The organism is Cellulosimicrobium sp. PMB13 (genome assembly GCF_051294865.1).
Lineage (GTDB): Bacteria > Actinomycetota > Actinomycetes > Actinomycetales > Cellulomonadaceae > Cellulosimicrobium.
Genome location: NZ_CP145910.1, coordinates 139,452 through 155,420, shown reverse-complemented (window position 1 = coordinate 155,420; position 15,969 = coordinate 139,452). Strand labels below are relative to the sequence as shown.

8 protein-coding genes are annotated in these 15,969 nt (G+C 73.5%); 4 read left to right on the top strand and 4 right to left on the bottom strand.

Annotation, left to right across the window (positions count from 1 at the left end):
• Positions 1–62 precede the first annotated feature (62 nt).
• Genes kdpC through V5D56_RS00865 form a run of 3 tightly spaced genes read left to right on the top strand, consistent with a single transcriptional unit; the run spans position 63 to position 4,174 of the window.
• Entirely contained in the window at positions 63–791 is a 729-nt protein-coding gene (gene kdpC / locus V5D56_RS00875) for a K(+)-transporting ATPase subunit C (RefSeq protein ID WP_435737185.1), read from the top strand.
• 36 nt (positions 792–827) lie between these two features.
• Positions 828–3,473 carry a DUF4118 domain-containing protein gene (locus tag V5D56_RS00870; RefSeq protein ID WP_435737184.1) on the top strand — a complete coding sequence of 882 codons (2,646 nt, stop codon included), beginning with the start codon at positions 828–830 and terminating at the stop codon, positions 3,471–3,473.
• Positions 3,470–4,174, top strand: a complete 705-nt coding sequence (locus tag V5D56_RS00865) for a response regulator (protein ID WP_435737183.1) — start codon at positions 3,470–3,472, stop codon at positions 4,172–4,174. Before V5D56_RS00870 ends, V5D56_RS00865 begins: the two co-directional genes overlap by 4 nt.
• A gap of 4 nt (positions 4,175–4,178) precedes the next feature.
• Here V5D56_RS00865 and V5D56_RS00860 read toward each other — a convergent pair whose 3' ends face one another.
• The 4 genes from V5D56_RS00860 to V5D56_RS00845 form a co-directional block, all read right to left on the bottom strand.
• Positions 4,179–5,558, bottom strand: coding sequence for a TrkH family potassium uptake protein (locus tag V5D56_RS00860; protein WP_435737182.1), 1,380 nt, complete (start codon positions 5,556–5,558; stop codon positions 4,179–4,181).
• Positions 5,559–5,634: 76 nt separating this feature from the next.
• Positions 5,635–6,432, bottom strand: a complete 798-nt coding sequence (locus tag V5D56_RS00855) for an ABC transporter permease (RefSeq protein WP_435737181.1) — start codon at positions 6,430–6,432, stop codon at positions 5,635–5,637.
• Positions 6,429–7,178, bottom strand: a complete 750-nt coding sequence (locus tag V5D56_RS00850) for an ABC transporter ATP-binding protein (protein ID WP_435737180.1) — start codon at positions 7,176–7,178, stop codon at positions 6,429–6,431. The genes V5D56_RS00855 and V5D56_RS00850 overlap by 4 nt, the downstream gene beginning before the upstream one ends.
• Complete coding sequence (locus V5D56_RS00845; RefSeq protein WP_435737179.1) at positions 7,171–7,779, bottom strand: TetR/AcrR family transcriptional regulator; 609 nt, start codon at positions 7,777–7,779, stop codon at positions 7,171–7,173. Before V5D56_RS00845 ends, V5D56_RS00850 begins: the two co-directional genes overlap by 8 nt.
• 224 nt (positions 7,780–8,003) lie before the next feature.
• Here V5D56_RS00845 and V5D56_RS00840 point away from each other — a divergent pair, with 224 nt between their 5' ends.
• Positions 8,004–15,920, top strand: coding sequence for a DUF5979 domain-containing protein (locus V5D56_RS00840; protein WP_435737178.1), 7,917 nt, complete (start codon positions 8,004–8,006; stop codon positions 15,918–15,920).
• Positions 15,921–15,969 lie beyond the last annotated feature (49 nt).

The window sequence follows — 15,969 nt, the reverse complement described above, 5'->3', positions numbered from 1 at the left end:
TACGGCCGGCTCGGCGGCACCCCCACCACCCACGACGCACCACACGACATCGAAGGATCCTCATGCCCAGCACCTCGCCCACCCGCCCCGACCGCGGCCCCGCGGGAACGCCCCGCGCGTCGGTCGGTGGCGGCGTCGTCTCGCTCACCCGGCAGTCGTTCGCCGGGCTCCGCGTCCTCCTCCTCATGACCCTGCTGCTCGGCGGCCTCTACCCGCTCGCGGTGCTCGGTGTCGGACAGCTCGGGTTCGGATGGCAGGCGAACGGCTCGCTCGTGCGGGCCGACGGCTCGCGCGCGTCCGGGGTCGACGACGCCGGTCCCGACGGCGCGCCGGTCGTCGGGTCGGCACTCGTCGGCCAGGAGTTCGGCGCGCCGGGCGCCGACCCGCAGTGGTTCCACGGGCGCCCGTCCGCCGCGGGCGACGGGTACGACACCCTCGCGTCGGCGGGCTCGAACCTCGGTCCGAACAACCCCGACCTCGTCGCCGCGATCGGGGAGCGCCGGGCCGCGGTCGCCGCGGAGGACGGCGTCGACCCGTCGGACGTCCCGCCGGACGCGCTCACGGCGTCGGCCTCGGGGCTCGACCCGCACGTCTCCCCGGCGTACGCCGAGCAGCAGGTCGAGCGGGTCGCGGCGGCGCGCGGGCTGGACGTCGCCCAGGTCCGCGCGCTGGTCGAGGCCGAGGCGGCCGGGCGCGTGCTCGGCGTGCTCGGCGACCCGCGCGTGAACGTCCTGTCGCTCAACCTCGCGCTCGACCGGCTCGACACGTCGGGCGCCGCGGGCACCCCGTGATCGCCCCACCCGTCCGCACCGTGGTGGACTGCACGCATGGACGCTGAGCAGCCGCGCCGAGGTCGCCTCTCGGTCTACCTCGGCGCGGCGCCGGGCGTCGGCAAGACGTTCGCGATGCTCGACGAGGCGCACCGCCGCCGCGCCCGCGGCACGGACGTCGTCGTGGGCCTCGTCGAGACCCACGGGCGGGACGCGACCGCCGCCAAGATCGGGGACCTGGAGGTCGTGCCGCGCCGTGTCGTCGGGCACCGGGGCGTGGAGCTCAGCGAGCTCGACGTCGACGCGGTGCTCGCGCGCCGCCCCGATGTCGCGCTCGTCGACGAGCTCGCCCACACGAACGCCCCCGGGTCTCGTCACCCCAAGCGGTGGCAGGACGTCGACGACCTGCTCGCCGCGGGGATCGACGTCGTGACGACCGTCAACGTCCAGCACCTCGAGTCGCTCACCGAGGACGTCGAGGCGATCACCGGCGTGCGGCAGCGCGAGACGGTGCCCGACCACGTGGTCCGCGAGGCCGACCAGATCCAGCTCGTCGACCTCTCGCCGCAGGCGCTGCGGCGACGCCTCGCGCACGGCAACGTGTACCGGGCCGAGCAGATCGACGCGTCGCTGTCGTCGTACTTCCGCGAGGGCAACCTCACGGCCCTGCGCGAGCTCGCGCTGCTGTGGCTCGCCGACCGCGTCGACGACGCCCTCACGCGCTACCGGGCCGACCACGCGATCTCCGGGACGTGGCCCGCGCGCGAGCGGGTCGTCGTCGCCCTCACGGGCGGTCCCGAGAGCGCGACGCTGCTGCGTCGCGGCGCCCGGATCGCCGAGCGTGCCGCGGGTTCCGAGCTGCTCGCCGTCCACGTCCTCGCGACCGACGGGCTGGCCGCGGCGTCGCCCGCGGCGCTCGCGGCGGACCGCGAGCTCGTCGAGTCCCTCGGCGGGACGTTCCACACCGTCGTGGGGGAGGACGTGCCGTCCGCGGTCGTCGACTTCGCGCGCGGGGTCAACGCGACGATGGTCGTCGTCGGGGTCTCGCGGCACTCGCGGTGGCGCGAGGCGCTGCTCGGTTCGACGAGCGCCGAGATCGCTCGCCTCGCCGGATCGCTCGACGTGCACCTCGTGACGCACGAGCGCGCGCGGGCGGGACGGGTCTCGCGGCGCGCCCTCAGCCCGCTCTCGGCCCGACGCCGCGTGGCCGGCTGGGTGCTCGCCCCGACGGCGCCCGCGCTGCTCACCGCGCTGTTCGTCGGCACCGGCGAGCTCGTCGACCTGTCCACGCAGGTGCTCGTGTTCCTCGCGCTCACCGTCGCGGTCGCGCTCGTCGGCGGGATGTGGCCGGCGCTCGCGTGCGCCGTCGTGTCGTTCCTGTGCATCAACTGGTTCTTCACGCCGCCCACGGGGCTGCTCACCGTCGCCGACCCGGAGAACCTGCTCGCGCTCCTTCTGTTCGTGCTCGTCGCGGTCGCCGTCGCGTCGGTCGTCGACCTGTCGGCGCGTCGGTCGGTCCAGGCGTCGCGCGCCCGGGCCGAGGCGTCGACGCTCGCCGCGCTGTCCCGCTCCGTGCTGTCGGGGGAGGACACGGCCGACGCCGTCGTCTCGCGCCTCGCGGAGACGTTCGCCCTGCGCCGGGTCGCCCTGGAGGAGCGGGCGGGCACGGGGGCCGGCGGCGGCGGTGCGGCCTCCGGGTGGTCGACGATCGCCGAGGCCTCGCGTCCGGTCGACGAGCCGGGGCGCGACGTCGGGAGCCGCGCCCGGCAGCGCAGGCCTGTTGCCCGCGGCGACGACGACCGCACGCTCGTCCGGGTCGACGACGACCGTCGCCTCGTGCTCGACGGGCGAGCCCTGCCCGCCGGCGACCGCCAGGTGCTCGACGCGTTCGGCGCCCAGGCGGGGATCGTCCTGGAGTACCGGCGGCTGCGCGAGCAGGCGGCCCGAGCGGCGGTGCTCGCCGAGGCGGACGCGACGCGCACGGCCCTGCTCGCCGCGGTGTCGCACGACCTGCGGACGCCGCTCGCCGCGATCCGCACCGCCGTGGACGGGCTGCGCCTCCCGGACGTCGACCTCGCGCCCGAGGACGAGGACGCGCTCGTCGAGACCGTCGCCACCGCGACCGGCCGCCTGGAGCAGCTCATCGACAACCTGCTCGACCTGTCGCGGCTCCAGACGGGCGCCGTCGTGCCGGTGCTGCGGGCCGTGTCGCTCGACGAGGTCGTGCCGCTCGCCGTCGAGCCCGTGACCGACCGCGTCGAGCTCGCCGTGCCCGACGACCTGCCCCTCGTGCGTACCGACCCGGGCCTGCTCGAACGCGTGGTCGCGAACGTCGTCGCGAACGCGGTGCGCTTCTCGCCGGGCGACGTGCGCGTCACGGCGTCGGCGTCGCGGGACGGCGTCGAGCTGCGCGTCGTCGACCGGGGTCCGGGGCTGGACGACGCCGCGAAGCAGCGCATGTTCGAGCCGTTCCAGCGGCTCGGGGACACGAGCGGGAGCGGCGTCGGGCTCGGGCTCGCCGTGGCGCAGGGCTTCGCGCGGGCCGTGGGTGCGACGATCCTCCCCGAGGACACCCCGGGCGGCGGCCTGACCATGGTCGTCACGGTCCCGGTGGCGGACCCCGGGCCGTGGGGAGCGCGTGCGGCCGGGACGGCGGCCGAGGACGAGGCCGAGGACCAGGCTGAGGACGAGGAGGGGCGATGAGCGCGGAGCGCGACGGCGTCGGCAACCGGGTGCTCGTGGTCGACGACGACCCGGGCCTGCTGCGCGCCATGGAGATCACGCTGCGCGTGCACGGCTGGGACGTCACGACGGCGGCGACCGGCCGCGGAGGGATCGACGCCGCGGCGACGACCCACCCCGACGTCGTCCTGCTGGACCTCGGCCTGCCCGACGTCAGCGGGGTCGAGGTCATCACGGCGGTCCGGGGCTGGAGCCGGGTGCCGATCATCGTGCTCTCGGCGCGTCAGCTCGGCGACGACAAGGTCGACGCGCTCGACGCCGGCGCGGACGACTACGTGACGAAGCCGTTCGCCATGCCCGAGCTCATGGCGCGGCTGCGGGCGGCGGTGCGCCGCGCGTCGAGCGAGCCGGTTCCCGACGACCCGGTCGTCGAGGCCGGCGACCTGCACATCGACCTCGCGCGCCGCCAGGTGCAGCGCCACGGCGAGGACGTGCGCCTCACCCCGACCGAGTGGGCGCTGCTCGAGCTGCTCGTGCAGCACCGGGGACGCGTCGTCGGGCGCGAGCAGATGCTGCGCGAGGTGTGGGGGCCCGCGGCGACGCGCGACACGCACTACCTGCGCGTGTACGTCGCGCAGCTGCGGCGCAAGCTCGAGGAGGACCCGGCGTCGCCGCGCCACCTCCTCACGACGCCGGGCATGGGCTACCGGTTCGAGGTCTGAGCCCTCACCCGATCACCGCCGCGCTCTCCGGGTGCCGGAAGAGCCGTGGACGCGACCGCAGCGCCAGGGCCGAACCGAGGGTGATCGGGCCGAGCCGGCCGAGGAACATGAGGCCGACGAGGATCAGCTGGTGCGGAGCGGCGAGGTCCGCCGTGATGCCGGCGGACAGGCCCGTCGTCGAGAACGCCGACGTCACCTCGAAGAGGATGCGGTCGAGGCCGAACGGCGACGTCGCGGTGATGACGAGCGTCGAGAGCAGGACGGCGGCGACGCCGAGCAGGGCCACGCTCACGGCCTGGCGCTGCGTCGCCGCGGCGACGCGCCGGTCGAACGCCGTGACGTCGGGGTCGCCGCGCAGCTCGGACCAGATGACGAACGCGAGCACCGCGAACGTCACGACCTTGATGCCTCCTGCCGTGCTCGCGCTGCCACCACCGATGAACATCAGCACGTCGGTGCCGAGCCACGTCCCGCTGTTCATCGCGGAGGTGTCGAGCGAGTTGTAGCCGGCGGTCCGCGCCATGACGGACTGCGTCAACGCGGCGAGGACCCGGTCGCCGACCCCGAGCGCGCCGAGCGTGCGAGGGTTCGCCCACTCCGCGACGAGGAAAAAGAGGGTCCCGCCGGCGAGCAGCACGCCGCTCGTCAGGAGCGTGAGCTTGGTGTGCAGGCTCCAGCGCGACGCGCCGGTCCGGCGTCGGCGGGCGCGGTAGAGCTCGAACAGCACGGGGAACCCGATGCCGCCGAGGACCACGGCGAGGCACAGCGGCACGCACATCCACGGGTCGCCGACGAAGCCGACGAGCGAGTCCGCGTACAGCGCGAACCCGGCGTTGTTGAACGCCGAGACGGCGTGGAAGAGGCCGTGCCACAGCGCCTCGCCCGGCGTCATCCCGTACCCGACGACGAGGCGTGCGGCCACGAGGAGAGCGACCGCGCCCTCGACGACGGCGGTGACCCGCAGGACCCCGATCAGCACCGAGCGCACGTCGCCGAGCCCGACGCTGCGGGTCGACGCCGCGGCGACGAGCCGAGTGCGCAGGTCCAGACGCCGGGACACGAGCAGCCCGAGCAGCGACGCCGCCGTCATGACGCCGAAGCCGCCGAGCTGGATGAGCACGAGGATCACGACCTGGCCGAACGGGGTCCAGAACGACCCCGTGTCGACCACCGCGAGCCCCGTGACGCACACGGCCGACGTCGCGGTGAACAGCGCCTCGAGCGGCGTCGCGAGCCGGTCCGTCGTCGAGACCGGGAGCAGGAGCAGCACGGTCCCGACGGCGATCGCCGCGGCGAACCCGCCCACGACCAGGCGCCCGGGACGGCTCGCGTCCGACCGGGGCGGCGTGCCGGGTCGTGAGGGTCGTCGGAGGGGGAGGTGCACCCACCCGGTCTACCGGACCGCGGTGGCCCTCACGCCGATCTTGACGGGATCTTGATACCTGGGAGCGAGCGGGCGGTCAGCGGCCCGTCAGCTCCGCCCGGTCCCACCACCACGCCGTCGCGAGCCAGGCGGCCGCGGCGACGAGCGGCGCCGTCGCGAGCTGTACGGCTGACACGGTGACGCCGGCTCCGCCCATGCCGAGCCAGAGTCCGGGGACGGCCCAGGGAAACCACGGACCGGCACCGGTCAGCGTCACCACCTGCGTCACGACGACGACGCCGAGGACTCCGCCGACCCCGGCGAGCGCGCCGCGACCCCAGGTCGCGACGAGGCCGAACGGCAGCGCGGTGAGCGCGACCAGGACGCCGCCCAGCGCGGCACGAGCCGCGCCGGGCCACGGTGTGCCGGCCCCTGGGGATGTCGCGGCACCGAGGACCAGCGCTGCGGCGACCGAGGCGAGGCACGCCACGACGGCCCAGGACACGACCGCGAGGAGCTTGGCCGACGCGAGCTCCGCCCGGGACGCGCGACCCATGAGCAGCGGCTCCACCGTGCCGTCGGTGAGCTCGCGCCCGAACGACCAGCTGACGACGAAGCCCGTCGCGAGCAGCGCCGCCACCGCGAGCACCTGCCCGCTCAGCCCCGTCACGGCGTCCCAGCCGGTTCCCGGGACCATCGGGCGCACCTTGAGGGCGAGCGTGCTGTCGCCGCCGTGCTCGGCCGCGGCGGCGAAGCCGACCGCGAGCAGCGGCACCACGAGCACGAGGACGGCCGTCGCGACGCGCACGACCGTCGAGCGGACGAGCTGGAGGAGCTCCGCGCCGAGAGCCGCGCTGAAGGTCGCGGCGCGGGCGTCGACCCGAGCCGCGCTCACGGCGTCCTCCCGCGGACGGCGTCGGCGCTCGACGCGGCGTGCACGACGTCGAAGAACTGGCGCTCGAGGTCGACGCCGTCCGGAGGGAGCGTGCCGGCCACGCGCCCGTCGTGGACGACCGTGATCGTCGAGGCGGTGCGAGCCATCTCGTCCAGGTGGTGGCTCGACACGAGCACGGCCGTGCCGCCAGCGGCCCGCCGCAGGAGCGACTCACGGACCTCGATGACACCGGCCGGGTCGAGCGCGCTCGTGGGCTCGTCGAGCACGAGGAGAGCCGGGTCGTGGACGAGCGCTGCCGCGAGGGCGAGTCGCTGGCGGTTGCCGTCCGAGAGGGTCGCGGCCCGCCGGTCCGCCCAGCGGTCCAGCGCGAGGGACGCGATCAGCTCTGCGGTCCGGCGGTCCGCGTCGTCGCGCGCGCAGCCGTGCAGACGTGCTGCCGCGCGGAGGTTCTCGCGCACGGTCAGCTCTCCGTAGGCGCGACCGCTGCCGACGTGGCCCACCCGGGCCCGCACGTGCGCGGGTGCACGCCATGCCGGCACTCCCCAGAGCTCCGCGGTGCCGGCTCCCGGTCGCAGCAGCCCGACGAGCAGCCGCAGCAGCGTCGACTTGCCGGCGCCGTTGAGGCCGACGAGCGCGTGGATCTCGCCGCGGCGCACCTCGAGCTCGACGCCCCGCACGGCGGGCACGTCGCCGAACGACCGCCGGAGGCCGACGGCGCGGACGACCGGGGTGGTCGCGTCACGCATCGAGATCGGGCCCGGCGTCGGCGCCGCGGCCGTGTCCGTCGACCAGCACGGCGAGGGCGCGGTCCAGGACCGCGCCCAGGTCGTCGCCGTCCGCGTCCGCCCAGTGCAGGAGTGCGGCAGTCAGTGCGGCGAGGGTCGCGCCGACGGCGGCACGCGCCTCGAGCGCGTCGCAGCCGTCGGCGACGAGCCGGTCGACCACGGCGTCCTCCGTGCGGGCGTTGTTGTGCCAGACGGCGCCCCGCAGCGTGGGCGTCCGCGCCACGACGCGGGTGCGCCGCCGGACGACGTCGACGGCCTCCGTGGGGATCTCCCGCCACGCGGACCGCAGGCCACGGACGGTGTGCTCGAGCGGCGTGCTCGACCGGGGCTGTGCGGCCACGGCCGCCACGAGCAGCGGGTCGTACGGGTCGTCCAGCACGACGCGCTCCTTCGCGCCGAAGTGCCGGAAGAACGTCATCTCGGTGACGCCGGCCGCTGCCGCGACCTCGGCGACGGAGGTGGCGTCGTAGCCCTGGCGCTCGAACAGGTCCAGCGCGCAGGCGACCAGCGCGTCGCGCGTGCGCTCCCGTCGGCGGCCGGGCAGCGGTCGAGCAGGCTTCATGGGAACGATGTTAGTCACTAACATGTGCGGGTCAAGGTCACCACGTCCGAGCCTGTCGCTCGGGCAGCCGTCGAGCGGCGTCGAGCGGCATCGCGGCGACGACACCATCGCGTTCCAGGCCCCGCCTTCGCCGCGACGGGGTGGAGACCGTGTGGCAATGTCGTGATGACGGCGGGGTACGACGACGTGCGCCGAGGTGGGCTGTGTGGGCGGAGGACAGCGCGATGGGGGATCGTCGAACGACGACCGGCGGCACGACTCGGGTGGGCCGGGCGAGGCAGGAACGGCGCGAACGTCGGCTCCGCCGCGCCTGGGCCACGGCCGGGACGGCGCTGCTCACGCTCCCGCTCGTCCTCGCGCCGGCGCTGCCGGCGGCCGCGGCGGAGTGGGGGATCCAGAAGCAGGTCACGAGCGGCCCGGGGCCGTACGCGCCCGGTCAGAACGTGACCTACGCGATCCAGATCTCCTGCTCGGACCCGAACCTCGACCCGTGCGTCAACGCCGTGATGACCGACGAGCTGCCGGACGAGCTCGAGCTCGTGTCCGCGACGGTCAGCAGCGGTGGGGGTGCGGTCGTGGCGGACCCCGAGACCGACACCGTGACCTACACCAACCCCTCGGTCCCCAACGGTCAGCAGGCCCTCATCACCGTCACCGCCCAGGTCGACCCCGACCTGCCCTACAGCCAGAACGGCGTCCCCATCCCGAACACGGCGACGGTCGACGCGGACAACGCGGACCCGGTCTCGGACGACGCGGAGATCACCCCCGTCGTCGAGCTGGTTCTCGACTCGGAGACCACCAAGTCGATCGTTCCCGAGGGGGCGCTGGCCGCGCCCGGGACGACGGCGACGATGACGATCGGCGCGACCAACACCTCCAACGACGCGGTCGACACCCTCGTCGTCCAGGACCCGGTGGACCCGACGGCGGACCCGAACCCCTTCACCTATCTCGAGTACGTGAGCACCGGTGACGTCACCCTGCCGCCGAACGCGACCGACGTCACCGAGGAGTACTGGGACGGCGACTCGTGGGAGCCGCTGGACGACTCGGTCGACCCGAGCACCGTGCAGGGGGTGCGCTACACGTTCAGCGGCGACATCCAGCCCGGTGCCACGGCGACCATCCCGGTGAACGTGCAGCAGAGCGACGCGGTCGAAGACCTCGAGGACCCGACGACGGTCACCAACGACACGTCGTCGTTCGTCACGGACGGGGACGCGCAGTCCGACCCGACCACGGCGAGCGACACCTACCTCATCACGCCGCCGAACACCAGCGTGACGGCGTCCAAGACGTTCGACCCGGCCCAGGTGAGCGCCGGCGACCCGACGACGGTCACGCTGGGCGCGACCAACACCGGCACGCCGGTGGACACCCTGACGATCACCGAGCCGGCACCCGGGACGGACAGCCCGTTCGAGGGCGAGGACCCGATCACCTTCACCGGCTGGGGGACGGACGGTGCCGGGGCCGGGGTGGTATGGCCCAACGACGCCACGGCCGCGAGCGTCACGTTCACGTGCGCGGACGGGACCACGACCGACCCGATCCCCGCGGCCGCGGAGGACACCCTGCCTGATCCGCCGTCCGGCTGCGTCGTCGTCGGCTTCACCGTCGTGTACACCGGGAACATCCTCAACGGGGCCAGCGCGACCGTGCCGTTCACCGCGGACACCGACCCCGACCAGGTGCCGGACGACGTCACGCACCCGAACCAGATCGAGGCCGACGTGCCGAGCGCGGACCCGGCGACGGCGGATGCCGAGCTGGTCACGCTGGTGGATCGCCTGGCGACCGACATCGAGAAGATCGTCACGCCGTCGACCATCCCCGCCGTGCCGGGGCAGAGCGTGGTCGTGCAGCTGCCGAGCTCGCTCCTGCCGTTCGGGCCGGACGGCTCGACCACGGACGCGAACACGTTCGTCGTCCAGGAGCCGGTGGACCCGGCCGCGCCCGGCGAGTTCTGGGCGAACTTCGAGGCGACGGGCGTGCGGAGCACCGACGTGCCCGCGAACGCGACCCTGACCGTCAACTACTGGGACGGCGACTCCTGGGAGCCTGCTCCCGGGTGTGGCCCGACGGACGGCCCTGCCACCGTCGACTGCGAGCTGCCCGCGGGTGCCGCGGGCGTCCAGTTCGTCTACACGTCCGACGACGGCTTCCCGCCCGGCACGGAGTTCCAGCCGAACTTCACCGCGGACTACACGGGTCCCACGGACCGCGACGACCCGATCGAGAACTGCGGCTACTCCGCGGCCTCGGCCGACGACATCGACCTCACCGACCCGGTCGAGGGCTGCGACACCGTCGACCCGTTCCCGGTGGACGGCGACGGGCCGGGCGACTTCATCGACAAGACCATGCTGGGTGATCCGGCGACCGTCCGGGCCCGCACGGACGACCAGGTGACCGCACAGATCACCTGGTCCACCGGCGGCTTCGACGAGGTGGACCCGATGGTCGTCTCGGACATCCAGGACCCCGAGACCACCGCGGTCGCGGACTCGTTCTACGACGCGTTCGACCTGGTCGCCGTGGACCCCATCGACGTGAGCGTGGACCCGTTCATCCCGTACGACCAGGTGGAGAGCGTCGAGCTCTTCATCGACGGAGCCTGGGCCGAGGCGTCAGGCGACCCGTGCCCGGACGCCTGTGACGGCACGTTCCCCGGCTACACGCTGACGGCCGACGAGCAGGAGTCCGCGACGTCGGTGCGGCTCACGTACACCGAGTCGCCGTCACGGTCGGCGACACCCGCGGACCCGACCGCGCCGGCCGCGGGGGAGGGCGTGGCCCGCTCGACCCAGGCGGACGGCCGCCACCTCGTCCTCACGTTCCAGGTGCGCGACTTCAAGCGCAGCGACCCGGCCGTGGCGGTGCTCGGCGCGACGAGCGGCACGCTCTACAACACCGACACCGCAGGCGTCGTCAACGACACCGCGGAGGGCACCGCGACGTACGACGGCGAGGAGTTCACCGACGCCGACGCCGACACCGCCGAGATCCTCGACGTGCCGCTCAACGTCACGGTGGACAAGGAGTGGTCGGGCGGGCCGCTGTCGGTGCCACCGCCCGGCACCCCGGACGAGTTCTACCCGTCCACCACGGTGACGGTGACCGGGACCAACAACTCGGCCGCCAAGATCGAGGAGCTGCGGCTCGCCGACCCGGGTGCGGTGGACTCGGGCGACGTGCAGACGGCGCCCGGCACGCCGCCGTTCAACGCCTTCACGCTGACCGCCATCGCCCTCACCCCGCCGGCCGGCGCGACGTCGACGACGGTGACCCTGACGAACGCCGCAGGTGAGACGGCGACGTTCACCGAGGAGGAGGCGGAAGCCCTGGCGCCCAGCGTTCTCGCCGAGGTCGTTGGTGTCGAGGTCGCCTACGACGGTCTTGTCGAGCCGGGTGCGTCCGGTTCGATGGACCTCGCGCTCCAGCTTCGGGAGACCGACCGGTACACCGAGGCCCCGGTCACCGTCGCGGACTACAGCCCGGTGCCGAACGGCGCCGTCGCGACCCTCGACGACCCGGGCGGCACGGGCGGCGACGTCCGGCAGGCCTTCGACGACGCGACGATGGTGCTGCAGGACGCTGCCATCGCGCTCGACGTCACGAAGGCGTTCAACCCCGACACGATCGTCGAGCCGAACAACGGGACGGGCGAGAACGGCGATCTGCCCGTCATCATGACGCTCACCGGACGACCGCTGGGGCCGTCGCGCAGCGTCGAGATGGTGCTGACCGACGACGACCCCCAGTTCTGGAACCAGTACGACTTCGTCGGCATCGACCCGAGCGCCGTGCTGGCCACCCCGATCGACCAGGTGCAGGTCGACGTCTTCACCGGCGGCACGTTCGTCGGCGAGCCCGGCTCGCCCGACCCGGTCACGGTCACCGGCGGCGACTGGGAGCTCGGCGTGCCGGGAGCGACGTTCGCCCTGCCGGCCGGCGTGGACCCCGCCGAGGTGCAGGGCCTGCGCTTCACCTTCACGCGGGCCGACGGCGACATCTGGGAGAACCCGGCCACTCCGACCCAGACGGTGCCGATCCAGGTCCTGCGTCGCGACGAGATGCGCTCCGGCGGCGAGGTGCAGCACGACCTCGCGTCCAACCCGGCGGCACCGGGCGAGCCCGCGCCGGGCATCGCGAGCAACTCCGTCGACGGGACGACGACGGGCGCCGACCTCGTCATCGACCCGGGCACGGGCGAACTCGTCCCGGTCTCCGGGTCCGACGACGCCGCGGCGCAGATGCTGTACCAGCACGCGACGAACGGCGTGGCGATCGTCAAGGACTTCAAGGGCGTGATCACCGGCGGGACCGCGGGCCCCGACGACACGTTCGCGATGAACATCAGGGTCACGAACACGGGCGATCGCCCGATCGTCGACCCGGTCGTCACAGACGCGATGCCGCTGGACGACGAAGGCCCGCAGCTCGCGCTGGCCGACGTCGAGGAACCGTTCAGCTACGCGCTCACGGGCGACGACCCGGACGAGGAGACCCCGGACCTGCCGACCGACGCGGCCGAGGTGACGGTCGACCAGACCGGCGACATCGAGAGCCTCGGGTTCGCGTTCCCCGCGGGGTCGGTGCTCGAGGTGGGCCAGGTGTACACCATCACGGTGCAGGTGAGCTTCCGGTTCGCCATCGAGCCGCAGACTCTCGTGGCCAACACCGCCGGAGTCACCGGTGACCGGCCGTGGGACGTGTGCCAGACCCGCACCGGCAGTCCGACCACCGGGGACCTGGTCGCCGGGCGGATCAACACCGACACCGGCGCGTGCGAGGCGGATGCGGACATCACCCCCACCGGCACTGCCGTGCTGCAGCAGCAGAAGTTCGTCAAGGCCACGGACGACGACGAGCTCGACGTCATCATCGACCCCGCGTACGAGGGTCCGATCACCGAGTGCACGGTCAACGACTTCGGCTTCTACGCCTACCCCTGCACGCCGGTCATCGCCCCGGGCCACGACGAGACGTGGCGCATCCGCGTGGACAACGTCGGCAACCTGCCGATGAACAAGGTGGTCCTCTACGACCGGTTCCCGACGCCTGGCGACACCGGCTCCCTGCCGACCTCGACGACCCAGCGCGACTCGCAGTGGACCCCGATCTTCACCGACGACCCGCTGCCGCAGGTCGTCAACGCCCCAGCAGGCAGCGAGATCGAGTACTTCTACACCACCGTCGACGACTACTGCGGCGAGGACATCAACGATCCGCTGAACGAACCGATCTGCCCGACCGACCCGGAGACGGGCTGGGCGCCGCTCACAGCAGACCTCAGCGACGAGGTGCTCGAGTCGATCACGGCGATCAAGAACGTCATCACGTTCCCCGAGGATGACCTGTTCCAGCCCGGGCAGTTCATCGCGCTCGAGGCGACGTCGACCACGCCGCCGGTCGCCCCGGAAGCCGGGGACCGGTCGATCGCCTGGAACTCGGCCGCGGCGTCCGGGGTCGTGGTGTCCAACCAGGGCAACTTCAACCTGCTCCCCACGGAGGGCGTCAAGGTCGGTGTCGCGACGGCGACCGGCCCGCTCGAGGTGAACAAGGTCGTGGAGGGTGAGGGTGCGGACAACGCACCCGCGTCGTTCGACCTGACCGTCGAGTGCACGTCCGCCGTCGGGACGTGGGTCGAGACGGAGCTGGACCCGATCCCGATCACCGTCACACCGGGGACCCCGGTCGTCGTGCCGAACCTCCCGTACGGCGCCGAGTGCACCCTCACGGAGGACGGGAGCGCCGGACAGACCCGCGTGGTGCTCGAGCCGAGCAGTGTGACGATCGACAGCGAGGACCCGGACGACCCGACGTCCATCACGGCGATCAACGTGTACGACCTGTCGAGCATCGAGCTCTCCAAGGAGGTCGTGACCGATGCCGTCGACCAGGACGGCGAGCCGGTCCCGTTCGGCCCGTTCGAGGCCACGGTGGAGTGCGCGTTCCTCGGCGAGGACGTGTACGCCGAGGGCTACGGGCCCGAGGACCCGATGGTCGTGACCATCGAGGACGGCGAGACCGTCGAGCTCGCCGGCCTGCCCGTCGGGTCGGAGTGCACCGTCACGGAGACGGGCACGGGTAACGCGTCGTCGGTGACGATCACCGTCGACCAGGGCCTGCCGGGGCACCCGGTGACGACGGACGGCCCGTCGACCGACCTCACGCTCGTCGGTGACGTCCTCGGCGCGAGCACGAACGACGTCACGCTGACGAACACGTACGACGTCGGCGCGATCGCGCTCCAGAAGGTCGTCGACGGCGAGGGCGGCCCCGCCTACGGCCAGGGACCGTTCCCGATCGACGTGACGTGCACCTACGACGACGACGGCGACGGCCCGGGGGAGCCGCGCACGGTCTACGACAGCACCCTCGTGCTCGGTGGTGCCGGCCCGCTCGACGCGCAGGTGGCGAACCTGCCCGCGGGCGCGGAGTGCAGCATCGTGGAGACCGACGACGCCGGTGCGACCGGCTCGGTCGTCGTGCCGGACACGGTGACCGTCGGCAGCGGCGACATCGCCGAGGTCGTCATCACCAACACGTTCGACGTGGGCACGGTCCAGGTCGACAAGGAGCTGGCCGGGCTCGGAGCGCTCTACGGACCCGGGCCGTTCGAGGTGACGCTCGCGTGCACGTACGAGGGCGTCGACCTCACCATCCCTGACGGTGACGTCCGCGAGCTCGTGCCGGGTGAGCCGGTCGTCTACGACGGCCTGCCCGTCGGCTCCGAGTGCACCGTGACCGAGACCGACACGTTCGGCGCGTCGTCGACGACGGTGAGCGTCGACGGCGGCGAGCCGGTCGACGGGACGACGGCCGCCGTCGTGGTGCCCCCCGCGGACGACGGCGAGCCGGCGACGGTGACCGTCGCGATGACGAACACGTTCCTCACCGCCCCGCTCGTGGTGACCAAGGTCGTCGACGGCGACGGAGCGGCGTTCGCTCCGCCCATGCCGGAGCTGTCGCCGTTCCCCGAGATCCCCGACGGGCCGATCGACCCGGAGACGCTCGTCCGGCTCCTCGAGGAGCTCGTGGAGTTCCTCGGAGCCGTGCCGTACGAGGAGTTCCCGTACGCGGTGTCGCTGGAGTGCACCACGTCGCAGGGCGTGCCGGTGGAGACCATCCCCGGCGGCCCGGACCGGCGCTTCGGCCCCGGGTTCCCGGCCCTCTACTTCGGGCTCCAGGACGGTGACTCGTGCACCGTCACCGAGACCGAGACCGCGGGCGCCACATCGGTGACGGTGGACCCGAACCCGGTGACGATCGTCGGCGCCGAGCTCCCCGCGGAGCCCGTCGAGGTCGTCGTGACCAACACCTACGACGTGGGCGCGATCGAGGTCACCAAGGTCGTGGACGGGGAGGGCGCGGACGCGTTCGGCGCCGGGCCGTTCACGGTGAGCGCGGCGTGCACGTTCCAGGGCCAGGACGTCGAGGTGCCGGGCGGGGCGGACCGGCAGATCACGGGTGGCGAGGTCGCGGTCTTCGACGGACTGCCGATCGGTGCCGAGTGCGCCGTGACCGAGACCGCGACGGGCGGCGCGTCGTCGTCGAGCGTCTCCGCGGTCGAGGGTGGCGAGCCCGGCGTCGTGACCATCGCGGCGGACCCCGCCGCGGTGACCGTGACGAACACGTTCGACGTGGGGCAGGTCGTCGTGACCAAGGAGCTCGACGGCCCGGGCGCGGCGGAGCACGAGGGCGACGAGTTCGTCGTGACGCTCGCCTGCACGTGGGACGTGGACGGCGTCGAGACCGACGTGGTCCTGCCGGGCGGCGCGGAGCGCACGCTCTCCGCGGCGGACGACTGGACCGCCGTCTACGAGGTCCCGCAGGGCGCGACGTGCACGGTCGCGGAGACCGACTCCGGTGACGCGGAGAGCGTCGCGATCGTCGTCGAGGGCGCGGAGGTCACGACCGACCCCGCGGACGGCGTCCCGACGTCCGACCCGTTCGGCGTCCCCGTCGGGGACGACGCGCAGGTCGACGCGAGCGTGACGAACACGTTCCCGAGCAGCGAGGGCAGCCTCCCGCGGACGGGTTCGACGGTGCTCGCCGCGACCGCTCTGTCGATCCTCCTCCTGGCGACCGGCGCGGTCTTCGTCGCCGCCCGCAAGCGTGAGGACGCTTGACAGGTCACGGCTCGCCAGGGCTCGCAGGGGCCGCCTGGGGGCTCGTCGG

What these genes read in the sequence shown, in the direction of transcription:
- kdpC (WP_435737185.1), top strand. Translation starts at nt 63, where the DNA reads ATGCCCAGCACCTCGCCCACCCGCCCCGACCGCGGCCCCGCGGGAACG.
- V5D56_RS00870 (WP_435737184.1), top strand. Translation starts at nt 828, where the DNA reads ATGGACGCTGAGCAGCCGCGCCGAGGTCGCCTCTCGGTCTACCTCGGC.
- V5D56_RS00865 (WP_435737183.1), top strand. Translation starts at nt 3,470, where the DNA reads ATGAGCGCGGAGCGCGACGGCGTCGGCAACCGGGTGCTCGTGGTCGAC.
- V5D56_RS00850 (WP_435737180.1), bottom strand. Translation starts at nt 7,178, where the DNA reads ATGCGTGACGCGACCACCCCGGTCGTCCGCGCCGTCGGCCTCCGGCGG.
- V5D56_RS00845 (WP_435737179.1), bottom strand. Translation starts at nt 7,779, where the DNA reads ATGAAGCCTGCTCGACCGCTGCCCGGCCGCCGACGGGAGCGCACGCGC.
- V5D56_RS00840 (WP_435737178.1), top strand. Translation starts at nt 8,004, where the DNA reads ATGGGGGATCGTCGAACGACGACCGGCGGCACGACTCGGGTGGGCCGG.